The organism is Burkholderia sp. L27(2015) (assembly GCF_009765705.1).
Taxonomy (GTDB): domain Bacteria; phylum Pseudomonadota; class Gammaproteobacteria; order Burkholderiales; family Burkholderiaceae; genus LMUX01.
On record NZ_LMUX01000016.1, the window covers coordinates 750,514 to 774,689 of the forward strand.

Here is a 24,176-nt window from a genome sequence, read left to right on the forward strand (position 1 = left end):
CTTAGGTTTTTGTTTGCGGCAGCGGCGATATGCGACGGCTGGAATACACGTAGATAGCGACGGTGGTGCCTAGCCAGGCTCCTGCAATACAGTCGCCGACAAAGTGGTAATCGTTGGCCAGTAGTCCGACGATAACAAGCAGCGCTCCGAGTATGGCGACCACGCGCCAACGCGGGAAATTCAGCCACAACGCCGCCATTGCGGCGCAGGCAACGGTCGTATGTCCCGACGGGAATGACTGGAACGCCGTGCCGACGTGGAACGGGTGAAAGCCATACGCGTTGTCGTGGAGCAGCGAGGGATTATGGTTAATCCACGTCGCGGGCCAGTAGCGGCCGAACACCACTTTCAACACATCCTTCAAAAACACGGCAATGGTTACGCTATTGGCGATGTTCAGCAGCGCCCGCGGTTGCGCGGTATTTTGTCGCCACGTCAGCACGCAATATCCGTAGTACACCGCGGTGGCCCAGACCACCACGTCGACCCAATGCGTGCAATATTCGAAAAATCGCAAGCGCCGGAAATCGGCGCGATCGACCCAGAATGCCACGGCCGGGTCCACCCACGCGTAGCAGATCGCTACCAGCACGGCGCAGACCAAAAGACTCAACAAAAACTGGCGCAAGGACGGCGTGGTGACTGAGTGCATTGAAGGGTATCCCAAGCTTTTGAGTGTTTTATTGGAGATACCACATCGGCATGACAGCGACTAGCGCGGGGCAACAGGTAGCAGTGCAATCAGGCCACGCCAGCCAACCAGCTCCCCGTCCCGCACAGTCCGCTTCATAGCTCGCTTCATAGTTCGTTTAGCTCGCCAGTGCCCCACGAATTTGCTCTAGTGCGAGCGGGTCCTCAATCGTGGTCAAGTCACCGGGATCGCGACCTTCCGCCAACGCTTGCAGCGCTCGACGCAGTAATTTGCCTGAGCGCGTTTTGGGCAATAACGTGACGAAGTAGACCCTGGCAGGGCGCCCGATTGCGCCGAGCGTCACGTCAACGGTTTTCATCAGATCGGCTTCGAGCGTTAGACGGTCTTCGGCGCGCTCGACTTGCCGCGGGTCGCGCGCCACCACAAACGCGATGGCGACTTGACCTTTCAACGCGTCCTGGATGCCCACGACGGCCACTTCGGCAACCGCCCGATGGCTAGACAGGCTTTCCTCGATCTCACGCGTGCCCAAGCGGTGGCCTGCCACATTGATGACGTCGTCGGTACGGCCCAGTATCGTCACATAACCGTCCTCGTCCTGAACCCCCCAGTCGAAGCTCGAATACAACTGCTTGCCGGCAAACCCGGACCAGTACGTGCTGATAAAACGCGCATCATCCTGCCAAATCGTCTGCATGGCACCGGGCGGCAACGGCGCGCCAAGCACGATCACGCCTTTCTCGCCCGGAGCACACGGCTCGCCAGTGGCTTCATTCAAAATGCCGAGCTTGAATCCGTAGACCGGCACGCCGGGTGAGCCAAGTTTTTGCGGTAACGCTTCAACGTTGCTCTGGATGGCCAGCATGGGCCAACCCGTTTCGGTCTGCCAGTAGTTGTCGACGACCGGTTTTTGCAGGGCGTCCTGTATCCAGCTGGCAGTAGGTTCGTCCAGCGGTTCGCCGGCAAGAAACAGGCACCGCAAACTCGACAGATCGTACTGACGCAGCAGTGCGGGATCCTGCTTTTTCAGCACGCGGATCGCGGTGGGCGCGGTGAACATTAAATTGACACGATATTTTTCGACCAGACGCCACCAGATGCCGCCATCGGGGCGTACCGGCGTGCCCTCATACATGACGGTGGTGAGCCCGGCCAGCAGCGGGGCGTAGACGATGTAACTATGACCCACCACCCACCCGACGTCCGATGCGGTGAAGAGCGTGTCGCCCGGTCGGCCGTCGAAGATGTATTCCATCGACGCGGCCAACGCGACCGCATAGCCGCCGACATCGCGCTGCACGCCTTTGGGCTTGCCGGTGGTGCCCGACGTATAAAGCACGTAGGACACCTCGTTGGATTCGAGCCAGACACACGGCACCTGTGCGTCTTTATGCTGTTCGCGCAATGTGTCGTAGCGCGCGATCCGGCTTGCCAGTTCGGGGCCCAGTTGCAATGCCGGTGTCAATTGGCGTTCCACCAGCAGCACATGATCGGGACTGTGCTTGGCGAGCGTCAGCGCTTCCTCGATCAGCGGCAAGTATTCGATCACCTTGCCGGCTCGCGAGCCCGCGTCGGCCGCGACGATCAACACAGGCGTTGCATCGTCGATACGCGCCGCGAGGCTATTGGCCGCGAAGCCGCCGAATACCACGGAGTGGATCGCGCCGATGCGTGCGCAGGCGAGCATCGCAAACAGCGCTTGCGGCACCATCGGCATATAAATCAGCACGCGCTCGCCGCGCTTGGCGCCCAGCGCCAGCATGATGGCGGCCAGCCGGTTGATTTCGGCGTGCAGCTCGGCATACGTATACGTGTGTTCGATGCCGGTTTCGGTCGATACATAAACCAGTGCGGCCTGGTCTGCCCGCTCGGCCAGATGCCGATCGAGCGCGTTGTAGCAAAGATTGGTGCGCCCACCCACGAACCATTTTGCGAACGGCAGCTTGGAATCGTCCAGCACGCGTTCGAACGGTGTTTCCCAATGGATGCGTCCAGCCTGTTCGCGCCAGAAATTTTCCGGGTCTTCTACCGAACGGCGATGAAACTCTTGATAACGCGTCATCTGCTGGGTCTCCTGAGTTTTTTTATTGTCATCGCGTGCGGCGTGCGTATGACATCGCCGCACAATCGCATGCAACTGTTTGCTCAAGTATAGCTGGGCCGCGTTCACTCAAACGGCCGCGAGCGCGATGAAACGCGCGAGGCGCTTAAGCTGCTGGTATGCTATTGACACATGCTGACACCGTGCTGACGTTGCATCTCCGCGATTTCCCTGATATCCGTAGACGCAAACGCTGGCGACCGGCGCAGGCCTCCGGGCCTGCAAAGCGGACTTGAAGAGCGGGGCTGAGAAGTAGGGCTTCAGAAGCGGGCTTGCAAAGCGGGCTTTCTGAGCGACCTGCAGCGGCAAGCTGGAGTCTATCCCTCAAATGTTTATCGACAGTTAGCGAAGAACATGACCGATCTCACGACTTCCTTTGCAACCCAGATTGCTTTCGGCACCGACAACTTCGCCGAAAACCCGGAGCCGCGCTGCCCTTGTGTCCTGCTGCTGGATCGCTCCGGTTCGATGCAAGGCAGCGCTATCGACGAGCTCAATGCGGGCCTGGAATACTTTCGTGAAGAGTTGAATTCCGATTCGCTCGCGCTCAAACGCGTCGAGACCGCGATCGTGACATTCGGGCCGCCCAACATCGAAATGCCCTTCCACACGGGGCAGCATTTTGTGGCGCCGAACCTGACCGCCGAGGGCGATACGCCGCTGGGTGCTGCGATCATGATGGCGCTCGACTTGCTCGAAGCGCGCAAAGCCGAGTATCGGCAGAACGGCATTTCGTTTTACCGCCCGTGGGTATTTTTGCTGACCGACGGGGCGCCGACCGACGAGTGGCAAGCTGCGGCGGCGCGTATTCGTGAAGGTGAGGCGGGCAAGAAGTTTGCATTTTTCGCCGTCGGTATCGAGGGTGCCGACATGGCAACGCTCAAGCAGATCTCGGTACGCGAACCGCTGTCGTTGCAAGGACTGAAATTCCAGGAATTGTTCCAGTGGCTTTCCAGTTCGATGAAATCGGTTTCGCAGTCCACGCCGGGAACGGAGGTGCGGCTGCAAAGCCCGGCGGGTTGGGCGCAGGTTTGAACTGGCGCATCGTTGCGGCAACGGCCGCAGGTAGCGCGCATCAACTAAGCGGCGCACCGTGTCAGGACCATTGCTATCGCGCGACCGCCGTCGGGCGCGATGGCGCCCATTATCTGATTACCCTGGCGGCCGACGGTGCCGGCAGCGCGCTTTATAGCGAAGCCGGCTCGCGGCTCGCTTGCGAGGTTGCGGGGCAGTTTCTGCGCGAGTACTTCGAACACGCGCCTCGCAGCACGCGCGGCGCGCTCAAAACCCGCCTGGCCACCGAGTGCCTGGCACGCGTGCGTGATGCGCTGACTCGGGCCGCCGAAGAGGCTGGCGCCACGGTTCGCGATTTCGCCTGTACTTTGCTCGGGCTGGTGGCGGGTCCGCACCAGGCACTTGCATTCCAGATCGGCGACGGCGCCGTGATTATCCGGCAGGCCGGACAGCTTGCCCCGGTGTTCTGGCCGGACGCGGGCGAATACGCCAACATGACCTACTTCGTCACCGACGCCGACGCCGCCGAGCACCTGCATGTGGCTCAGTTCGAAACCCCTCAGGAGGTCGCCTTGCTCACCGATGGCTTGCAGCGTCTCGCGCTGGTATTTGCCACGCGGGAAGTGCATGCCCCGTTCTTCGAGCCGATGTTTTCGGTGCTACGGGGGCGCTCGATCGGTCAATGCGAGGCCCTGGACGTGCAACTGGCCGCCTTCCTGGCGAGCCCGGCCGTCAGCGCGCGCACCGACGACGATAAGACCTTGATCCTGGCTACCCGGCTGGGTCCGGAGGCGCCTTGTCCATAGCGCGCCAACTGATCGACGAGTCGGGCACGACGATCGTGCTGGGCGCGCGTCTCGGTTCAGGTGGGGAGGGGAGTGTATTCGACATTCCCGACGTGGACGGCGCACTGGTTGCCAAGATTTACCATGAGGCGTTGCCGGCCCACAAGCAAGCCAAGTTGCAGGCGATGACTGCGCTGGAAGCCAGCTATCTGCACACCATCTCGGCGTGGCCCTTGCGCACTGTCAGGGAGTTGCCCTCAGGCGAGGTCGCCGGTTTCCTGATGCCCAAGATCACAGGCTGCCAACCCATCCATCATCTATATAGCCCTTCGCAGCGCAAGCAGTACTTTCCGAAAGCCGATTACGCGTTCCTGATTTCGGCGGCGCGCAATGTCGCCGCCGCGTTCGATTCGATCCATGCGCACGGGCATGTCGTTGGCGACGTGAACCAAGGCAACCTGGTGGTCCGTGCCGACAGCATGGTGCGCTTTATCGATTGCGACTCGTTTCAGATCACGGTCGGGCGCACGCGCTTTGCTTGCGAAGTCGGCGTTCAGCATTTCACGCCCCCCGAACTGCAAAGCATCAAGTCGTTCCACGCCGTCGCGCGCACGCCCAACCACGACAATTTCGGCTTGGCAGTGTTGGTGTTTCATCTGCTGTTCATGGGGCGTCACCCGTATGCGGGGATTTACCTCGGCGGCAATGGTAGCCGTGACGATGATGTTGGCAACCGGAGCGGCGGCAACCTCGACAGTGAAATCGGTGTCGATAAAAGCGGCGCCAATGAAAACGGCATCAATGAAAATGGTGAAGCCGGCGATATGCCGATCGAAAAAGCGATCGCCGAATTGCGCTTTTCCTATGGGGAGGGTCGCGCTGCGCGCGAGATGGAAACGCCGCCGAACGCTTTACCGCTATCGCTGGTTGCTCCCGAGATCGCGCAATTATTCGAACGCGCCTTTACCGAGGTGGGAACCCAGACCGGACGTCCGAGCGCCGCGCAATGGGTGGCGGCACTCGACATTTTTCGCCGCCAGTTGCGCACTTGCGGCGTCGATCATGTGCACAAATTTCCGGCGCACCTGAGCTCTTGCCCATGGTGTGAAATCGAAGGCCGCTCCGGGATGCAGTTCTTCTTGCCGATGCTGTCGCCCGGCGTGTTGCCGGCCGATGCTAGCGCCACGACTGAGCAGATCTGGCAACGCATCTGTCAGATCACGCCACCACCGCGCTTGCCCGACTATGACGCTGCATCCAAATTCGATGCGACGGCTGTAGCGGTGCCGCGTGAACTCAGGCTCAAAGCATGGATGTATCGCGGCGGCTTGCTGGCTGGCTTGCTCGGTCTTGGAGCGGCGCTGGCCTTGTGGCCGGACTTGGCGCCGCTCTGGCTACTGACGGCCGTGGCGTTGGTCGGCTTCGCGTTGCCGCACGACCCCTACACGGAAATCCGCGCGCTGCGTGCGCAAGCGCTACGTGCGGCGCAGAAGAATTTTTCGATGGTGTCGACACGTTATCGTGAACTTGCCGCAGTCCATGCATTCGCCGATAAAGTGCAGCAGCTCAATCGGGCCAAAACGGCTTACGATCGTTTGCCCCGTCTCGAACACCTTGAACGCATGAAGTTGCGTGGCTCGGTGCGAGATACACAGCTTGCGAAATATTTGGGCGGCTTTCTTGTCGCGGATGCCAAGATCGGTCTACTCGGACCTGGACGCAAGGCCACGCTGGCTTCATTTGGGATCGAAACGGCGGCTGAGGTGAACGCATCGGCGCTTGCCCGAATACGCGGTTTCGGTGAAACGCACAAGGCCGATTTGCTGAGCTGGCGCCGCGAACTGGAAAGCAAGTTCCTGTTTAATGCGGCGCGGGGTGTCGATCCCCAGGACGAGGCGGCACTTGTCGCCCGATTCGTCGCGCAAAAAAGCCGCCTGGATACAACCGTGCGCGAAGGTCTGAGTGAATTGCAGAAACTGCGCGCTGACCTGCTGCGCATGCGGCACGCCACGCGTGCGTTACTCGATAGCGCCGCACGCGATCTATCACAGGCGCAAGCCGACTATGCCGGTATCGCCGGACGCTGGGCTTTGCGTCGTTTTATGCGGCGCGTCGAACGCTGAAACCGTTATCAAAAGTTGCGACTGTGTTGATCGGCAACTGCGCACTGCCGCATGTGGCGCTCACGCCGAGGGTGTGCTCGCTTGCGCCGGCACGACCATCAACTTGACGCCCAGGGTATCGAGCAGTTTGCGTATGGTTTCATAGCGCGGCTTGGAACCGGGCGCGAGCGTCTTATAAAGACTTTCGCGGCCTACGCCTGCGGTTCTGGCCATTTGGGTGATGCCGCGTGCACGTGCCACGTCGCTAAGCGCGGCGATAAAAACATTGCTGTCGGCATCGTCGAGCGCGGCCGACAGGTAATGCGCAATGGTGGCTTGGTCGGTTAAAAACTCGGTTGCATCGAAGTGGGAAGATTGTTCTTTCATCATGTGCTCACCGTAATTTCGATCGATTTTGTCTTACTTGCATCCTTAATGTATCCTATAAGATACGAAAATTGAAGTCAAGCGGACAACGTTGGCAAACCCCAGCACAAACAAAAAAAAGAGTCTATAATCCGGGTTAACCTGATTAGGGTTATCCCTAGTACGCCTTGTACCCGGGATGTCAAGACCAAGTTTTGGAGAAGAACATGTTTGCAGCTCTTATGATGGGCTTGAACAACTGGCTCGAACGTTTGGAACGTCAACGCCGCGATGCCTATCTGTCGGAATCGAGCGATATCGTCGAACTCGAACACCGTATTCGCACGCTCGAAACGCGCAGCTTCAACGCACTGTAAAACCGCGTTGTATGACCGCGACTGGCCGCAAGGCTGGGTTGCATCAGGTAGCAGCAGGACCTATCGTCAGGTTCGAAGCGTGCGTGTAGCCGTTCGATGGGGCTATGGTGCCCGTTGATCGAAGTGCGGCCAGTTGAGACGTGATGATGAAAACAACGCGATGCGTGATGCTTGCCTGTGCGCTTTTCGGCGCCGTGCGGGTATTGCCTGCTTGGGCGTATCAGGATGATGCAGTCGTGATCGACAGCCAGCGCGGGGCCATCGGTGGCCCGAGCGCGACCATCTATCAAACGCCGCCTCGCCAAGCGCTACGGGCACCCGCGGCGCCGGGTCAGTCCGCCCAGCCGGGCGCACCGGCCACGTTTCCCAATAGCCAAACCACAGGGTTTTCGCCTGTAATTGTGATACAGCCTTCGCTGCAGACTCGCGGTGCTAGTCGCTCGACCTCACAACCCCCCACGCAACTTCTTACACGATCGCCGCAAAACACCACTTCGCGCTCGTCAGGCTATTAAGCCGGGCGATAGTCGACGGTGTATTTGGCGGTGCTGTCCTGGCCTAGTTTCTGGACCAGGTAAGGCATCGCGTCGTTCATCGCTTTGGACAGCGTATAGGGCGGGTTAAGCACAAACATGCCGCTGCCGAACAGACCGAACCCCCCCATGGGCGGCGCGGAGACGGTCAATGACACATGCAGCCAGCCTTTGGGCTGTAGCCGCTTCAACTGGTCTGCAAAGCGTTGCGATTCGAGCCGCTGGACTTGGGGATACCAAACCGCGTAGGTACCGGTCGCAAATCGCTTGAGGGCGTCCTCGAGGGTCGCGAGCGTGTGATGGTAATCGCGCTTGTCTTCATAAGACGGGTCGATCAACGTCAACGCGCGTCGAGGCGGCGGCGGCAACAGCGCCTTCAAACCGTCGAAGCCATCGCCATCGTACAGAATCGCGCGACGGCCCAGGTCGCGAAAATTATTGCGCAGTACTTCAATTTCGGTGCTGTGCATCTCGAACAAACGCAGCCGGTCGGTTTCGCGCGAAAGCTGCGAGGCCAGATACGGCGAGCCCGGGTAGTAGCGCAGAACCCCGTCGGGATTCAACAGGCGCACCGTTTCCACGTAGTCCTTGAGTACCGGCGGCAGGTCGGTACGGCCCCAGAGCCGGGAGATGCCGCTCTCGTACTCGGCATTTTTCGCGGCAAAACCTTCGTTGAGCGCGTAAGCGCCCGCGCCCGCTTGCGTGTCGATATACCAGAACGGTTTGTCTTTCTGGGTCAGGTAGCGCAGCAACTGGACGAGCACGCAGTGCTTGAGTACGTCGGCGTGATTGCCGGCATGAAAGCCGTGGCGATAACTGAGCATGGGCGGGGCCGGAGATCGAGACTGGGGAGGGCGCTATTGTATCGGAAGCCTGTACGCGCGATATCGCCTATTTTGACCGCAACGCGATCGGAGCGCAGCGTCGCGGCGATTTAAAAGTGCCGACGGATCGATTTTAGGGATACGCACCAAAAACGGTTAGGGTTATTCTGTACGCTGCGCTCTTTTTACAAAGTCACCCGCTAAAGCCACCCGCCAAAGTCTCCCCGGCTGGCGGGCCGGCCGCAATACCTCTGCCACATTCAAGGCGCACGCTGCAAGTAGTCCCGTCAACCTGCAAAGGAAAGAAAATGGATATCGACTCCGTAAGGTCCAAAGCATTTGCCATGCCGCTGACTAGCCCCGCGTTTCCGATGGGCCCTTATCGTTTCGTCGGCCGCGAATTCATGATCATTACCTATCGCACCGATCCGGACTTGCTGCGCGCGGTGGTGCCCGAGCCGCTCGAAGTGGGCGAGCCGCTGGTGCATTACGAATTTATCCGGATGCGCGATTCGACCGGGTTCGGCGATTACACCGAAAGCGGTCAAGTGATACCGGTTTCCTACAAAGGGCAGGCCGGGAGCTATACGCTGGCGATGTACCTCGACGACCATCCGCCCATCGCCGGTGGGCGCGAACTCTGGGGCTTTCCAAAAAAACTCGCGCACCCGACGCTCGATGTCCATACGGACACGCTGATCGGCACGCTCGATTACGGTCCTGTGCGCATCGCCACCGGAACCATGGGCTACAAGCATCGCGATCTCGATCACGCGACCCAGCTCAAGCGCCTGCAGGCGCCGAATTTCCTGCTCAAGATCATCCCGCACGTCGATGGCACCGCACGAGTTTGCGAACTGGTGCGCTACTACCTCGAAGATATCGAGTTGGCCGGCGCCTGGACCGGCCCCGCGGCATTGGAGCTCGCACCGCACGCACTGGCACCGGTCGCCGATTTGCCGGTGCTGGAAATTGTCGAGGCGCGCCACTTGGTCGCCGACCTGACCTTAGGGCTAGGCGAAGTGGTATTCGATTATCTTGCAAAGTAACGAGCGCTTTGCGCGCCGGTTGAGTGGCAAATGAGCGACCGGCGCCGCACCCGCTCGTGCGCTCAAGCTTTGTGCGACGCCTCGCGCAATCCGCAATAGAATAAGCGGCACACGTTTTGTATCACCCCGCAGCGGTGCTGTCTTGCTGAATCATTCTTGTTTTTCTCTGGAGATCCTGCCATGTCGACCCCGAATACCATTTCCAATACTGCACTCAAAGGCAAAGTTGCCGTCGTCACGGGCGCTGCCAGCGGCATCGGCAAAGAGATTGCCTTTACGCTGTCGAAATCGGGCGCCGCAATCGCGATTGCCGATTTGAATCTTGATGGCGCGTCTGCGGTCGCCGCCGAAATCGTCAAGGCTGGCGGCAAAGCCATCGGTATTGCAATGGACGTCACCAATGAAGACGCTGTCAACGCCGGTATCGAAAAAGTCGTGGCCGAGCTCGGTTCGGTCGATATCCTCGTGTCGAACGCCGGCATCCAGATCGTCAATCCGATCGAGAATTATGCCTATTCCGACTGGAAGAAAATGATGGCGATCCACGTCGACGGCGCGTTCCTGACCACCAAGGCGGCGTTGAAACACATGTACAAGGACGATCGCGGCGGCGTGGTGATCTACATGGGTTCGGTGCATTCGCACGAAGCCTCGCCGTTGAAGTCGGCTTACGTGACGGCCAAGCATGGTTTGCTCGGGCTGGCCCGGGTGCTCGCCAAGGAAGGTGCGAAACACAACGTGCGTTCGCATGTCGTGTGTCCGGGGTTCGTGCGCACGCCGCTGGTCGACAAGCAGATTCCGGAACAGTCCAAGGAGCTGGGTATCAGCGAAGCCGACGTGATCAAGAATGTCATGCTGGGCGGTACCGTCGACGGCATCTTTACGACGGTTGAAGACGTGGCGCAGACTGTATTGTTCCTGTCGGCGTTCCCGTCGGCTGCACTGACCGGCCAATCGTTCGTGGTTAGCCACGGCTGGTTCATGCAGTAAATGCTTGGGGCGCCGGGGCAATTGCCTCGGCCCTAACCTCGTTTCGATGGAGTCCTCTTTATGGCAGCACGCAAACCTGGTGTGGCGGCGACCACCAAAGCTGGTATCGCGGCGAGCACCAAACCCGCGGTGGTGGCGACCAGCAAATCCGATGCGGCGACGACCCGCAAATCCGAGACTGCCGCGTCCAGCAAACCCGACGTGCGCCCGCGTACCGGAGCCGCACTCGAGACGGATTCTCCGCTGCAATTCCCACACTACGAGACCGTAGCGCTGGTCTTGCAGGGCGGCGGCGCACTCGGTTCCTACCAGGCCGGGGTTTATGAGGGGCTCGACGAAGCGGGTGTGGTGCCGGGCTGGATTGCCGGCATCTCGATCGGCGCGCTCAATACCGCGATCATCGCAGGCAACGCCCCGGGTCGACGCGTGGCAGCCTTGAAAGAGTTCTGGAACACGATTTGCCAGCCGGCCAGCAGCCCGCCGATCTGGCCGTTTTTCGAACAGACGCTGTTCAATACCACTGATGAAGTCCGCAAAATGTTCGCGCGCTGGAGTGCGACGTCGGCATTGCTCGAAGGTCAAAAGGGCTTTTTCGTGCCGCGCTTTCCACCACCGATAAGCTCGGTGCCCACAGATCCGCGCAAGGTCAGTTATTACGATACGACGCCACTGAAAGCGACATTGGAGCGGTTGTGCGATTTCGATCGGATCAATTCCGGCGAGACGCGCGTGTCGGTCGGGGCGGTCAACGTCGGCACCGGCAACTTCGTTTATTTCGACAATACCAAGATGACCTTGCGCGCCGAGCACTTCATGGCGTCCGGGGCACTGCCGCCAGGTTTCGCGGCGGTTGAAATCGACGGGGAGTACTACTGGGACGGTGGGCTGGTCTCGAACACGCCGTTGTCGGAGGTGCTGCAGACCACGCCACGGCGCGACACGCTGGCGTTCCAGGTCGACTTGTGGAGCGCAGTGGGCGACGTGCCGACCACGATGGGCGCGATCAATGAGCGTGCCAAGGATATCCAGTATTCGAGTCGTACCCGGATGGTGACGGACGTGTTGAGCCGTTCACAGCTGTTTAGAAAAGCGATGCGCGAAGTGCTGGAGAAAGTGCCCGAGGACGTGCGCAAGACAGACAGATGGTGCGTGCTCGCCGAGGAGCTTGCTTGCAGCAAACGCTACAACGTCGTGCATCTGATCTATCACGACAAGGAATACGAGACCGACTTCAGGGATTTCCAGTTCGGCACACCGACCATGCTCGAACACTGGAACAGTGGCCTCGACGATATCCGGCATACGCTGAAGCAGCCGGGTTGGCTCGATCTACCCGATAACGGTACCGGCTTCGTGACACACGATATTCACCGCCGCAGCGAATAGGTGAGCCAAGGTGCATGTCGGCTGGCGTATCGGCGCCGTGCGTTGAAGTCGATGCACTGAAGTCGATACGCGTCAAAGCCAAACAAGTCCGCTGTAAAAAAAATCCCCGCCTGGCATAGACCCGGCGGGGATTTTTACTGCGGCCGTCCAATTGGGGTCGTCCAGGACAACCCACGGCGACCTGAAGTGAGCAGCCTAGAGCACTGCGACGATCGCTTTCGCGATGGCGTCGATGTTCTTCGTATTCAACGCGGCTACGCAGATACGGCCGGTACCGACTGCGTAAATGCCGAACTCGTCTTTCAGGCGGTCGACCTGTGCCGCATTCAATCCGGAATACGAGAACATACCGCGCTGCTTGGCGACAAAGCCGAAATCGCGCTTGGCGCCATACGCCTTGAGCTTTTCGACCAGGCTCACGCGCATCGCGTGGATACGCTCACGCATTTCGCCCAGTTCGTCTTCCCACATCGCGCGCAGTTGCGGGCTGCTCAGCACAGCGGCCACGACTGAGCCGCCGTGCGTCGGCGGGTTCGAGTAGTTGGTGCGAATCACGCGCTTGAGCTGCGACAGCACGCGCGTGGTTTCGTCCTTGCTGGTGGTGGTAATGGTCAGTGCGCCCACGCGTTCGCCATACAGCGAAAACGATTTCGAGAACGAGCTCGATACGAACACGTTGATACCGGTTTCGGCAAACAGGCGCACGGCCGCGGCGTCCGCATCGATGCCGTCGGCAAAGCCTTGATAAGCCATGTCGAGGAAGGGCACCAGCGAGCGCGCCTGAACCACTTCGGCGACTTTTTTCCATTGGTCGACCGTGAGATCGACACCGGTCGGATTGTGGCAGCACGCATGCAGCACGATGATCGTGCCGGCCGGGTAGCTGTTAAGTGCTGCGATCATCGCATCGAAGGCCACGCCATGGCTGGCGGCTTCGTAATACGGATAATTCACTACCTCGAAACCCGCCGCTTCGAACAACGCGCGATGGTTTTCCCAGCTCGGGTCGCTGATCGCGACTTTCGCGTTCGGATTCAGGCGCTTGAGGAAGTCGGCACCGATCTTCAGTGCACCGGTGCCACCCAATGCTTGCGCGGTCACCGCGCGGCCTTCGGTGACGATGGGCGAATCCGGACCGAGCAACATCTTCTGCACGGCGGCGTCGTAGGCGGCAATCCCTTCGATAGGCAAATAACCGCGCGGTGTAGCGGCTTCGGCACGTGCTTTTTCAGCTTCGCGCACGGCGCGCAGCAGCGGAATGCGGCCTTCGTCGTTGGTATAGACGCCTATGCCCAGATTGGCTTTGGTCGCACGGGAATCGGCATTGAACGCTTCGTTCAAACCAAGGATAGGATCGCGTGGGGCGAGCTCGACGGATGAAAACAGAGTCATTTAACTGCTCGGGAGTGAGGGAACCGGGATTTGACAGAGGGGCTAGAATAGACGGCTGAGGATTTCTCAGCGATTGCTTAGCTCTTGGCAAACAACCCCACCATTCTAGCGAAGATGACCGATTTGTGCGAGATCTCAGGCGAACCCGGCCTACCCGAGCCGGATGCCACGGAAGCGAACTTCGTGACCTACGAAGGTTCACCCTTCCAGCTTTATCAACCGTATCCGCCTGCCGGCGACCAGCCTGAGGCGATCCGGCAGCTTGTCGAAGCGGTGGGGGACGGCTTGTCCTTTCAGACCCTATTGGGCGTTACCGGCTCCGGTAAGACTTTTACGATGGCCAATACGATTGCGCAACTAGGCCGTCCGGCGATCGTTTTCGCGCCGAACAAAACTCTGGCGGCGCAGCTCTATTCCGAATTTCGCGAGTTCTTCCCGCACAACGCGGTCGAATACTTCGTTTCTTACTACGATTATTATCAGCCTGAGGCGTACGTTCCTCAGCGCGACCTGTTTATCGAAAAAGATTCCTCGATCAACGAACATATCGAGCAGATGCGCCTATCTGCCACGAAAAGCCTGATGGAGCGGCGCGATGTGGTGATCGTCGCGACGGTTTCGGCCATCTACGGTATCGGCAATCCGTCCGAGTATCACAAGATGATTTTGACCCTGCGCACCGGTGACAAAATCGGTCAGCGCGAGGTCATCGGACGCCTAATCGCAATGCAATACTCGCGCAACGACAGCGATTTCCAGCGCGGCACGTTCCGCGTGCGCGGCGACACGATAGACATCTTCCCGGCCGAGCACGCTGAATTGGCCGTGCGCGTGGATCTGTTCGACGACGAAGTCGATACGCTGCAGTTGTTTGACCCTTTGACCGGGCGGATCCGGCAGAAAATCCTGCGCTTTACGGTCTATCCGTCGTCGCACTACGTCACGCCGCGCGATACGGTGATGCGCGCGGTCGAGACCATCAAGGACGAACTGCGCGAGCGGCTCGAATTTTTCCATAAGGACATGAAGCTGGTGGAGGCACAGCGGCTTGAGCAGCGCACGCGTTTCGACCTGGAGATGCTGCAGGAGCTGGGGTTCTGCAAGGGCATCGAGAATTACTCGCGGCATTTCTCGGGCAGCGCGCCCGGCGAACCGCCGCCGACCCTGGTCGATTACCTGCCCGCCGACGCCTTGATGTTCTTCGACGAGTCGCACGTGTTGATCGGCCAGTTCAACGGCATGTACAACGGCGACCGCGCGCGCAAGGTCAATCTGGTCGACTACGGCTTTCGCTTGCCGTCGGCGCTCGATAACCGGCCGCTCAAGTTCAGCGAATTCGAGCACAAGATGCGCCAGACGATTTTCGTCTCGGCCACGCCCGCCGATTACGAAGCCAAGCATACCGGCTTGGTGGTCGAGCAACTGGTGCGCCCGACCGGACTGGTCGATCCGGAAATCGAAGTGCGCCCGGCGCGCACCCAGGTCGACGACGTGCTGTCGGAAATCCACCTGCGCGTCAAGGCGGGGGAGCGCGTGCTGGTAACGGTATTGACCAAACGCATGGCCGAGCAGTTGACCGATTTCCTGGCCGAACATGGCGTCAAGGTGCGCTATCTGCATAGCGATATCGATACGGTCGAGCGCGTCGAAATCATCCGCGATCTGCGGCTCGGTTCATTCGACGTATTGGTAGGCATCAACTTGCTGCGCGAAGGGCTCGATATCCCGGAAGTGTCGCTAGTGGCGATTCTCGATGCCGACAAAGAGGGCTTCCTGCGCGCCGAGCGCTCGCTGATCCAGACCATCGGCCGGGCGGCGCGCAATGTCAACGGCAAGGCCATCTTGTATGGCGACACCATGACCGAATCGATGCGTCGCGCGATTGGCGAAACCGAACGGCGCCGCGCCAAGCAGGTGCAGCACAACCTCGACCACGGCATCACGCCACGTGGCGTGATCAAACGCATCAAGGACATCATCGACGGGGTCTACAACGTCGACGAAGTGCGGGCGGAGGCGCGCGCGGAACAGGAACGCGCCAAGTTCGAGGACATGACCGAGAAGCAGATCTCCAAGGAAATCAAGCGCCTGCAAAAGCAGATGATGGATTTCGCCAAGAACCTCGAGTTCGAAAAAGCGGCGCAGGCGCGCGATCAGCTCACCTTGCTGCGCGAGCGCGTGTTTGGGGCCAGTGTCAGCGATCACGTCGAGGGCGCGAGCTAAGCCGTTCAAGGTTCTCTTCGACGTTCGATCTGAAGGTGCGGGCAACGTTGTCGGATCGAGCGCCGGTTCGGCGTTTGCCGGCATCGAGGGCAAAGACCGGCGCTTCCCCACCAGTCTTTGCCGCGAGTCAAATCTGCCTCGACTGCGTCGTTCGACGCCGTCTTCTTACCTTAACTTGCCCCTTCAGCGTTATCCCGGATATAATAAGAATCATTCGCATTAACATTTGTCATAATCCTGTGATAACGCGTCCCTTTTGTTGCGAGAAACGCGCGTCGGCACTTCTCTAAGGAAAACCTCATGCATCCAGTTTCAGCTCGTGTTTCCCGTCTTCTGGTCGCCGCAGCAGTGAGCGTGGCGTTGCCCGCGATGGCAGCGGAATATCCGATCGGCAAACAGCATATCGAAGGCGGAATGGAACTGGGCACGGTGTATCTGCAGCCGATCACGATGGACCCGGAAGGCATGATGCGCAAAGCGTCGGATTCCGATATCCACCTCGAAACCGATATTCATGCGGTTAAGAACAATCCGACCGGTTTTGCCGAAGGCGACTGGATGCCTTATCTGCAAGTCAAGTATGAGCTCAGCAAGGTCGGTACCACGCAATCGGTCAAGGGTGTGCTGATGCCGATGGTGGCCAACGACGGCCCGCATTATGGCGACAACGTCAAACTGTTCGGCCCGGGCAAATATCACGTGAAAATCATCGTCGCTCCGCCGGCCACCATGGGCGCCGCCGCGTTCGGCCGTCACATCGATAAGGAAACCGGTACCGGCCCGTGGTTCAAGCCGTTCACGGTGGAATACGATTTCCCGTTCGCCGGCATCGGCAAGAAGGGCGGTTACTAAAGACACACTGTGAAATAGACACTGCGCAGACATTGCGAACACACACTGCGCGCGGCGTGGGTGCAGTGTCCGTCTAGCAAGCCAACAAGTGGAAAACCAGCTCGCCCATGAAACTCGGAACCTCGATGATGTTTAGACGCTCTATTGCTGCACTTTCGTTTGCGGCCGTGTGTTCGACGCTGCTGCCGGCAATGGCGCAGGCCGAAGACCTGCCCACGTTCCGGGTTGAACTCGCGGATGGCAAGGTCACGCCGGCGCGCATCGAAGTGCCGGCAGGCAAGCGCTTCAAGGTGACGATTTTCAACAAGGGCAATAGCGCAGTCGAATTCGAGAGCGTTCAATTGCGTAAGGAAAAAGTATTGGCGCCCGGCGCCGATTCCTTTGTCGTGGTGGCTGCGCTCGAACCGGGCGAATACAAGTTCTTCGACGATTTCCATCAATCGACCGGGCAGGGCGTGATCGTCGCGAAGTAGGGAAGGAGCGGGCATGGAGCAAATACTTTTTGTCGTCTGGCGCGAGAGCGTCGAAGCGTTGCTCGTGGTGGGCATCTTGTACGCGTGGCTGAAGAACGGCGACGCGGCGGCACGGCGCGCGCTGCCCTACCTGTGGATAGGCGTGGCCGCAGGGCTGGTCGCAGCGGTGTTGTTGGGCGCCGTGCTGATAGGTGTCACTGAAGAGTTGACGGGTACCGCGCTCGATGCATTTCAAGCGGCCATGGTGCTGGTCGCGGCCGTACTGATCGTGCAGATGGTGTTGTGGATGAAGCGGCACGGTCGCACGCTCAAACGCGATATGGAAAAGGCGCTGGAGGAAAACACCCGGCGCGAAAATCACTGGGGCATCGCCTTGCTGGTGGCGATTGCCATCGCTCGCGAAGGTAGCGAAACCGTGATCTTTCTTTACGGGCTCGGTTTCGGCCAAAACGGCCACATTACCGCGGCGATGTATGCCGGTGTGTTCGGCGGCTTGGCACTCGCGTTCCTGACGTTTTATCTGCTGCAACTGGGCGGCCACCTGTTTTCATGGCGCCGCTTTTTCCGCGTCACCGAAATCCTGCTGCTGTTGCTGGCCGCTGGCCTGCTTGAAAACGGCGTCGACAAACTGATTAGCCTGGACTGGCTGCCAACGCTGGTCGATCAGTTCTGGAACACTTCGGTCGTGCTCGACGACGGCAACGGGATCGGCGCTTTCATCGCTACGCTGACGGGCTATCGTGCTCATCCTTCGTTGCTCAATGTACTGACCTACGCCGCTTTTTGGCTGGCTGTGTGGTTCTTGACGCGTCGTGCCGGCAAGCCGGCCGGCACGCCCAAAACCGCGCTGACCGGCCGCTGAACCCGAGATGAGACGATCGCCCCGCCAATGACGTTTAGACATTCTGCCCCGCCCGTGGCAACCACTGCTTCTGCTCCCTCGCTTGGTCTGCTTGCCAGCCTGGGCGAGTGGATGAAGCGGCACGATCGCATGATCAGGCGGGTGCAGTGGTTCATCATTCTCGTCTACGCAGTGCTGATCGTGGTTCCCGTACTGATGCCCTTGCCGGACGACACGGCGCATCTATGGAGCAACTTGACGCTGGCCGCGCAGTTCGTGTTCTGGGGCATCTGGTGGCCCTTCGTGCTGCTTTCGATGGTGCTGCTCGGCCGTATTTGGTGCGGCGTGCTGTGCCCGGAAGGGGCGTTGTCCGAACTCGCCAGCAAATATGGCCGCGGCCGGGCCATTCCGCATTGGATGCGCTGGCGCGGGTGGCCGTTTGCGGCGTTCGCGTTGACCACCATCTACGGCCAGTTGGTCAGCGTGTATCAATACCCCAAGGCGGTGATGCTGGTGCTCGGCGGTTCCACCGTCGCGGCCATCGCAATCGGCCTGATTTACGGACGCGAGAAGCGGGTCTGGTGCAAATATCTGTGTCCGGTCAATGGCGTGTTCAGCTTGCTGGCGCGGATTTCGCCGGTGCATTACCGCGTCAATGAAGCGGCTTGGCGCGCGTCTTACACCAAAGGCGAGCATGGGCACCGCGTGATTCCGGTCAACTGCGCGCCGCTGGTGCCTTTGCGCGCCATGGAGGGCGGCGCCGATTGCCATATGTGCGGTCGATGCAGCGGACACCGCGAAGCGGTGCAGCTCACGCCGCGCTCGCCGTCCGATGAAGTGGTGCGGCTGGGCGAAGGCAAAGCCAACCCGTGGGATTCCGCACTCGTGCTGTACGGTCTGTGCGGCATCGCGATTGGTGCGTTCCACTGGAGCGCCAGCCCGTGGTTCGTGGCCCTCAAGCAGATGAGCGCGGGCTGGTTGATCGACCGCAATATTCTTTGGCCGCTGAGCACCGACGTGCCGTGGTTCGTGCTCACGCATTACGCCGACCAGAACGACGTGTTCTCGTGGCTGGACGGCGGCATGATCCTCGGCTACATCCTCGTCACGGCGCTGGTCTATGGCACGGCATTGGCGCTGTTGCTTGCAGCAGGCAGTCGCTTTCTCGGTCCCTGGCGTTTCAGCCGTTTCCATCACCTCGTGCAAGCGCTGATTCCGGTGGCCGGATGCGGGGTGTTCCTGGGCTTGTCGGCCACGACATTGTCCTTGTTGCGCGCCGAGCATTTCTGGCTGGGTTGGGCGCCGTATGTACGCTGGAGCTTGCTGATCGGCGCGAATGTCTGGACGGCCTGGTTGGCGTGGGGCGTGAGTGGGCGCCACAGTGCGCAGCCGGTTCGCCGTTACGGCGCGCTGGCGTGCATCGTGGCGGCGCTGCTGGTGGTCGATAGCGCGTGGTGGCTGATGTTCCAGGTCTGGTGAGCGATCTGGTGAATGATCTGGTGAGTGCGGCGGCGCTGGCCGGCGTGGAATAACGCCGCACCGCGTGCGTCGGCGACGGCGAGTGTGAGGTAAAATTGCGCATCGGCACCGTGTGCCGTTTCGCTTTCAAGCCCAATTACCAAGGTCAATCATGAAAACCAAAGTCATACTTACCGCGGAAGACGCCAAACTCATCGCCGAAGCCGCCGAGCAACATGCGCGCGACAACAACTGGGCCGTGGTGGTTGCGGTGGTCGACGATGGCGGTCACCTGCTGCATCTGCATCGTATGGACGGAGCTGCACCCATTTCGTCTGACATCGCTCCGGGCAAAGCCCGCACCGCTGCGCTAGGTCGCCGCGAAAGCCGTATCTACGAGGAAGTCATCAAGGGTGGCCGCACCGCGTTCCTGAGCGCACCGCTCGAGTCGATGCTGGAAGGTGGCGTGCCGGTCGTCCACGAAGGCGAAGTGATAGGCGCGGTTGGCGTGTCCGGTGTGAAGTCGGAACAGGATGCGGAAATCGCCAAGGCTGGGATCGCCGCGCTGTCCTGAACTGAACGCAAGTGCAGGGCGCAAGTGCACGGCGCAGAAAAAACCCAGCTGATCAGCTGGGTTTTTTATTTGGTGCCAGCGTTGGCACCTGTCGGCACCTGCGCTTGCGATCGCACTCAATGCAACTGCTGCACCGTCAGGCGGCCGGTTTGCGCAAATTCGCGAATCAGCCGGACGGTATCGATATCGGCTTCGCGATACGCCGATTTCACGATTTCCATCGTGCGATGCGCTTCGCCGCTGGAGGCTTCGGGCAGTGTCGTTTCATATTTGAAACGCACGAATAATTGCAGCGCGTCGGGCTGTTCTATCGTCATGGTCAGCGAGCCGCCGACATGCTCTTCGGTCGCTGCGATGTCATAGCGCACGCTGATGCCGGGTGCGAACGTCACGTAGTCGCGCACGGACGCAGGCCCATATGACAGCTCACGTTCGAAGCCCAGCCCCGAGCGGGAAAGGATCGTACAGCTTTCGAGCCCGAGCACGAAGAGCTGCGGCTGTTCTGCCCGCAATACCAGTCCTGCCCACAGCTGCTCGCGCGTGAGCGTATCGAGCAGGGGGTTCAGCGGGTCGTTGATCTGCACCAGATGTTCGTAAATCATGCTTGCGTACAACCTTTTCGGATGATGTTATCGACCAACATAAGGGAAAAGTACGCTCATGGCAACGACAAATGGCAACGACTGCGCTTGCGATTTGTCCGTTCAGAGTGCCGCAAGCCCGGTCGTGACGGCAATCGGTTGAGTCAGCGTTTTATGCACCGGGCAGGCGTTGGCGATCTGCAGCAGACGTTCACGCTGCTCGGCGCTCAGTTCGCCATGTAACACGATCTGCCGATCGATCGCCGTAGCGGTAGACGTTCTTTCCAGCGAAAGCTTGACGTCGACATCCTCTAGCGGCCAGCCTTTGCGTTGTGCATACATTCTCAGCGTGATCGCGGTGCAAGCCCCCAACGCGGACAGCAACAATTCGAACGGCGCCGGCCCCGTATCGCCACCACCCTCGTCCTTGGGTTCATCGGCGTGCCACACATTATTGCCTCCCCGATGCGTAACCAAGTAAGGTACGGCGCCAATTTGCGAGGTGATCTGCGTCATATAGTCTGCTCCAGTCCAGGGTCGTCGGTTATCGGAGCCATGGCGCGCTATACCGCGATACACCGCGGTACTCCACGATATGCCGGAGTACTCCAGTGCAGTACCGCACGATACGCCGCGCCATGACTAGCTTCATTGTCGCCGATTCGCCCGGACTTCGCGCTAATGAGCGATCTGACCCATGCGGCCACTCTGGAAATCGACCACTGCCTGATGTATCTCAGCTTCGGTATTCATCACGAAGGGGCCGTAGCGCACCACGGGTTCGTTCAGGGGGATACCGCCCAGCAACAGCATGTCGAGCGGCGCGTCGGCACTCGCGGTGATCTGCACCTGTTCGCCTTCATCGCCAAAAATCACCATCTGCTGCGCTTGGCCCCCCACCGGCTGCTCGTTGTCATCGACACCGAACGTGCCGCTACCGCTGAGCGGATAAGCAAACACGCGATACTGCGCCGGCACGCTCTGGACCAAGGTCGCGCCCGCAGCCAGCGTGAAATGCTGATACAGGATGGGCGTGCGCGTATCGATCGCAGCTTTTACGCCCAGCGCCTCGCCCGCGATCACGCGTACCTTGACGCTGCCGTCGGCGTTTTGTCCGGTCGGAATCTGCGCGGAAGGGATCTCCTGGTAGCGCGGCGTCATCATCTTGTCGCGGCGCGGCAGGTTGACCCACAATTGCAGCCCATGCATGCGGCCGCCACGGCGGGTGAATTCGTGCTCCGGCATTTCGCTGTGAACGATGCCCGCGCCGGCGGTCATCCATTGCACATCGCCTGCGTTCAATTGGCCACGATGGCCTTGCGAATCGGCATGCTCGAACGCGCCATCGAGCATATACGTGACGGTTTCAAAGCCGCGATGTGGATGATCGGGGGCACCTTTGGCTTCACCTGGCGCGTACTGGACCGGCCCCATTTCGTCGAGCAGCAGGAAGGGATCGAAATCCATCATCAGCCGGGTCGGAAATGGGCGATGCACGACAAAGCCGCCGCCTTCCGTGGTGCGCTGGGCCGGCACGATACGCTTTACGCTACGAGTTGTGGACATTGAAACAAACCCTCCATACGCCAGGACATTGACCCTTCGACCGCAGATGCGATGATCCGCGCATCTGTCGAATGGCGCTAAAATTGCAACATTTGTTTATTATAGGAACAGCGGAGCCCCCGCGCAGCCTGATAGCGGCAATAGATTGTTCTATAAATGGGACGATATGGACATAGATACGCATAACTTGAACGACCTGATGTACTTCGCCCAAGTGGTCGAGCATGGCGGTTTTTCAGCGGCGGAGCGTGTGCTGGGCATTTCCAAATCGCGCTTGTCGCGGCGCTTGTCCGAACTGGAAGCGGCGCTGGGCGTGCGGCTGTTGCAGCGCTCGACGCGCAAGCTCGCGCTGACCGAAGCCGGCGAGATGTTTTACCAGCGTTGCCAGGCGATGATGCAGGAGGCGCGAGGCGCCGTACACGCGGTGTCGCAGATGAGCGCGTCGCCGCGTGGCAATGTGCGCGTGAGCGTGCCGGTGACGATGTCGCAGATGGTGCTGTCGCACATCCTGCCCGATTTTCTTGCGCGTTATCCGGAAGTGCGGGTGACCATGCGTGTCACCAATCGGATTGCTGATCTGTTCGAAGATCCGATCGATATTGCCTTGCGGGTGCGCTCCGAGCCGCCGCCCAACGCCAATATCGTGGTGCGCCCGCTGTGGCGCACGACGCAATTACTAGTGGGCGCGCCCAGCTTGCTGCAGAAGAATGCGGTGCCACTCGTGCCCAGCGAACTGCTGCAGTATCCGACGCTCGATACGCCCACCGGGGACGGTCGGCATATTTTCCGCCTGACCGCGCCTGACGACACGGTTCACGATGTCGAGCACGAACCGCGGTTGGTGACGGCCGACCTGACTTGTATACGCGAAGCGGCTTTGGCGGGCCTGGGCATTGCTGCACTGCCGGAGATGATGTATCGCGACGCGTTGATGAGCGGCAAGCTCTCGCCCGTGATGCCAGGCTGGCGCTTGCCGCCGCCTCAGCTTTACGCGGTGTTCCTGAGCCGGCAGGGGATGATGCCTGCGGTGCGGGCGTTCGTCGATTTCTTGGTCGAGCATTTGGCGGCCGATGGCACCTGTGTGACGAACGGGGCTTTGGGTAGTAATGAGACCGCCGAGTCGCGCTTTGCCGCTCGATTCCAAGGTCGGACCGAAGGCGTTATCTGAAGGACGCTTCGATCTCTACCGGTTGCGGGTCTACTTGCGCATCGATACCGAGCGTGGCGGCAAGCCGATGGAGGGCTGTAGCGTCGCCGGTGGAGCACAAGCGCACATGCGCGCGTGTCGCAGCGGTATCGGCAAGCAGTGCTTGTGCTTCGAGCACGCGCTGTAGTTGCCGGGCAATTGCGGTACCGCTATCGATCAGCGCAAGGCGCTCGCCGGCCATCTGTTTGATCGCTTGATCCAGGAAAGGATAATGCGTGCAGCCCAGCACCAAGGTATCGGCGCCCGCGGCCAGGATTTGCCCTAGATAATCTTCGAGCAAAGCCAGCACGTGAGGCGAACCGGTATCGCCTTGCTCGATCGCGTCGACCAAGCCGTTGCCCGCAACGCAGACGAATCTGCAATCGCCCGAATGCCGAGCCAGCAAGTCCTGAAAGCGCGCGCTGCGCAGGGTGCTCGCAGTCGCCAGCACACCTGCAATGCGTGTTTTGGAAACGAGCGCAGCCGGTTTGACCGCCGGCTCTACACCGACCACCGCGATATTGCGCTCGGCAAGATGAGCGCGCAGTCGCTGGATAGTCTGAGCGGTCGCCGTATTGCAAGCGACCACCAGCGTTTTGACGCCCTGATCCAGTAGCCACTCGCTGATCGCCAGACAACGCGCGACGATATACGCGTCGTCGCGCTCGCCATACGGCGCGTAACGCGAATCCGCCACATACAGCAACGCTTCCTGTGGCAGCAGTGCATGGATCGCCCGCAGCACCGACATGCCGCCGACACCGGAATCGAAGATGCCGATCGGTGCGTTCAGAGGCGCTTTCACGGACACATTCAGTGTCATGTTCAGCGCGGCAGTCGGGGATGCCATC

General features: G+C 60.1%; 23 protein-coding genes. 14 read left to right on the plus strand and 9 right to left on the minus strand.

From position 1 onward, the window contains the following. Position 1 precedes the first annotated feature (1 nt). Together GSQ77_RS11285 and GSQ77_RS11290 are read right to left on the minus strand one after the other, a co-directional pair. The gene (locus GSQ77_RS11285; RefSeq protein ID WP_158902019.1) at positions 2-652 is read right to left on the minus strand and encodes a phosphatase PAP2 family protein; all 651 of its coding nucleotides are present in this window, start codon (positions 650-652) and stop codon (positions 2-4) included. Between the two features lie 157 nt (positions 653-809). Continuing rightward, on the minus strand, positions 810-2,822 hold the full coding sequence (locus tag GSQ77_RS11290; RefSeq protein WP_367889658.1) for a propionate--CoA ligase: 2,013 nt from the start codon (positions 2,820-2,822) through the stop codon (positions 810-812). A 285-nt stretch (positions 2,823-3,107) separates the two neighbouring features. On the opposite strand from GSQ77_RS11290, the gene GSQ77_RS11295 reads away from it, so the two are divergent. From GSQ77_RS11295 to GSQ77_RS11305, 3 genes are read left to right on the plus strand one after another with little or no spacing between them, the layout of a single operon-like run. Beyond that, positions 3,108-3,788, plus strand: coding sequence for a VWA domain-containing protein (locus tag GSQ77_RS11295; RefSeq protein ID WP_158902022.1), 681 nt, complete (start codon positions 3,108-3,110; stop codon positions 3,786-3,788). Beyond that, positions 3,698-4,573 carry a PP2C family serine/threonine-protein phosphatase gene (locus tag GSQ77_RS11300; protein ID WP_254067554.1) on the plus strand — a complete coding sequence of 292 codons (876 nt, stop codon included), beginning with the start codon at positions 3,698-3,700 and terminating at the stop codon, positions 4,571-4,573. The genes GSQ77_RS11295 and GSQ77_RS11300 overlap by 91 nt, the downstream gene beginning before the upstream one ends. Further along, positions 4,564-6,675, plus strand: a complete 2,112-nt coding sequence (locus tag GSQ77_RS11305) for a helix-hairpin-helix domain-containing protein (RefSeq protein ID WP_158902024.1) — start codon at positions 4,564-4,566, stop codon at positions 6,673-6,675. Before GSQ77_RS11300 ends, GSQ77_RS11305 begins: the two co-directional genes overlap by 10 nt. 60 nt (positions 6,676-6,735) lie before the next feature. Here GSQ77_RS11305 and GSQ77_RS11310 read toward each other — a convergent pair whose 3' ends face one another. Continuing rightward, entirely contained in the window at positions 6,736-7,044 is a 309-nt protein-coding gene (locus GSQ77_RS11310) for an addiction module antidote protein (RefSeq protein WP_158902026.1), read from the minus strand. A 203-nt stretch (positions 7,045-7,247) separates the two neighbouring features. Between GSQ77_RS11310 and GSQ77_RS11315 the strand changes: the two genes are divergently transcribed. Continuing rightward, entirely contained in the window at positions 7,248-7,397 is a 150-nt protein-coding gene (locus GSQ77_RS11315) for a DUF3563 family protein (protein ID WP_158902028.1), read from the plus strand. Positions 7,398-7,908: 511 nt separating this feature from the next. Here GSQ77_RS11315 and GSQ77_RS11320 read toward each other — a convergent pair. Then, on the minus strand, positions 7,909-8,754 hold the full coding sequence (locus GSQ77_RS11320) for a 23S rRNA (adenine(2030)-N(6))-methyltransferase RlmJ (protein WP_158902029.1): 846 nt from the start codon (positions 8,752-8,754) through the stop codon (positions 7,909-7,911). A 308-nt stretch (positions 8,755-9,062) separates the two neighbouring features. On the opposite strand from GSQ77_RS11320, the gene GSQ77_RS11325 reads away from it, so the two are divergent. From GSQ77_RS11325 to GSQ77_RS11335, 3 genes are all read left to right on the plus strand, one after another. Continuing rightward, positions 9,063-9,803, plus strand: coding sequence for an acetoacetate decarboxylase (locus GSQ77_RS11325; protein WP_158902030.1), 741 nt, complete (start codon positions 9,063-9,065; stop codon positions 9,801-9,803). 198 nt (positions 9,804-10,001) lie between these two features. Continuing rightward, a complete protein-coding gene (locus GSQ77_RS11330; protein ID WP_174246433.1) occupies positions 10,002-10,793 on the plus strand; it encodes a 3-hydroxybutyrate dehydrogenase in 792 nt (263 codons plus the stop codon). 60 nt (positions 10,794-10,853) lie between these two features. Continuing rightward, entirely contained in the window at positions 10,854-12,179 is a 1,326-nt protein-coding gene (locus GSQ77_RS11335) for a patatin-like phospholipase family protein (RefSeq protein WP_158902032.1), read from the plus strand. 195 nt (positions 12,180-12,374) lie between these two features. On the opposite strand, the gene GSQ77_RS11340 is transcribed toward GSQ77_RS11335, so the two are convergent. Continuing rightward, the gene (locus tag GSQ77_RS11340) at positions 12,375-13,571 is read right to left on the minus strand and encodes an amino acid aminotransferase (protein ID WP_158902033.1); all 1,197 of its coding nucleotides are present in this window, start codon (positions 13,569-13,571) and stop codon (positions 12,375-12,377) included. A 114-nt stretch (positions 13,572-13,685) separates the two neighbouring features. Between GSQ77_RS11340 and uvrB the strand changes: the two genes are divergently transcribed. The 6 genes from uvrB to GSQ77_RS11370 all read left to right on the plus strand — a co-directional run bounded on the left by uvrB (position 13,686) and on the right by GSQ77_RS11370 (position 19,992). Then, positions 13,686-15,794, plus strand: a complete 2,109-nt coding sequence (gene uvrB / locus GSQ77_RS11345) for an excinuclease ABC subunit UvrB (protein WP_158902034.1) — start codon at positions 13,686-13,688, stop codon at positions 15,792-15,794. Positions 15,795-16,163: 369 nt separating this feature from the next. Further along, positions 16,164-16,646 carry an iron transporter gene (locus GSQ77_RS11350; protein ID WP_254067601.1) on the plus strand — a complete coding sequence of 161 codons (483 nt, stop codon included), beginning with the start codon at positions 16,164-16,166 and terminating at the stop codon, positions 16,644-16,646. Positions 16,647-16,771: 125 nt separating this feature from the next. Beyond that, a complete protein-coding gene (locus GSQ77_RS11355) occupies positions 16,772-17,119 on the plus strand; it encodes a cupredoxin domain-containing protein (RefSeq protein WP_158902957.1) in 348 nt (115 codons plus the stop codon). Positions 17,120-17,132: 13 nt separating this feature from the next. Continuing rightward, positions 17,133-17,981 carry an FTR1 family protein gene (locus GSQ77_RS11360; protein WP_158902037.1) on the plus strand — a complete coding sequence of 283 codons (849 nt, stop codon included), beginning with the start codon at positions 17,133-17,135 and terminating at the stop codon, positions 17,979-17,981. 111 nt (positions 17,982-18,092) lie between these two features. Beyond that, the gene (locus GSQ77_RS11365; protein ID WP_254067602.1) at positions 18,093-19,439 is read left to right on the plus strand and encodes a 4Fe-4S binding protein; all 1,347 of its coding nucleotides are present in this window, start codon (positions 18,093-18,095) and stop codon (positions 19,437-19,439) included. A 151-nt stretch (positions 19,440-19,590) separates the two neighbouring features. Beyond that, a complete protein-coding gene (locus GSQ77_RS11370) occupies positions 19,591-19,992 on the plus strand; it encodes a heme-binding protein (protein WP_158902041.1) in 402 nt (133 codons plus the stop codon). Between the two features lie 116 nt (positions 19,993-20,108). Here GSQ77_RS11370 and GSQ77_RS11375 read toward each other — a convergent pair whose 3' ends face one another. From GSQ77_RS11375 to GSQ77_RS11385, 3 genes are all read right to left on the minus strand, one after another. After that, positions 20,109-20,594, minus strand: a complete 486-nt coding sequence (locus GSQ77_RS11375) for an SRPBCC family protein (protein WP_158902043.1) — start codon at positions 20,592-20,594, stop codon at positions 20,109-20,111. 102 nt (positions 20,595-20,696) lie between these two features. Next, positions 20,697-21,089 carry an OsmC family protein gene (locus GSQ77_RS11380; RefSeq protein ID WP_158902045.1) on the minus strand — a complete coding sequence of 131 codons (393 nt, stop codon included), beginning with the start codon at positions 21,087-21,089 and terminating at the stop codon, positions 20,697-20,699. A 162-nt stretch (positions 21,090-21,251) separates the two neighbouring features. After that, complete coding sequence (locus GSQ77_RS11385) at positions 21,252-22,139, minus strand: pirin family protein (protein ID WP_158902047.1); 888 nt, start codon at positions 22,137-22,139, stop codon at positions 21,252-21,254. Positions 22,140-22,305: 166 nt separating this feature from the next. On the opposite strand from GSQ77_RS11385, the gene GSQ77_RS11390 reads away from it, so the two are divergent. Then, positions 22,306-23,307 (plus strand): LysR substrate-binding domain-containing protein, encoded by a 1,002-nt coding sequence (locus GSQ77_RS11390; protein WP_158902049.1) that lies wholly within the window; start codon positions 22,306-22,308, stop codon positions 23,305-23,307. Here the strand turns inward: GSQ77_RS11390 and murI are convergent. Beyond that, entirely contained in the window at positions 23,300-24,148 is an 849-nt protein-coding gene (gene murI / locus GSQ77_RS11395) for a glutamate racemase (protein WP_254067603.1), read from the minus strand. The genes GSQ77_RS11390 and murI overlap by 8 nt on opposite strands. Positions 24,149-24,176: the final 28 nt, after the last annotated feature.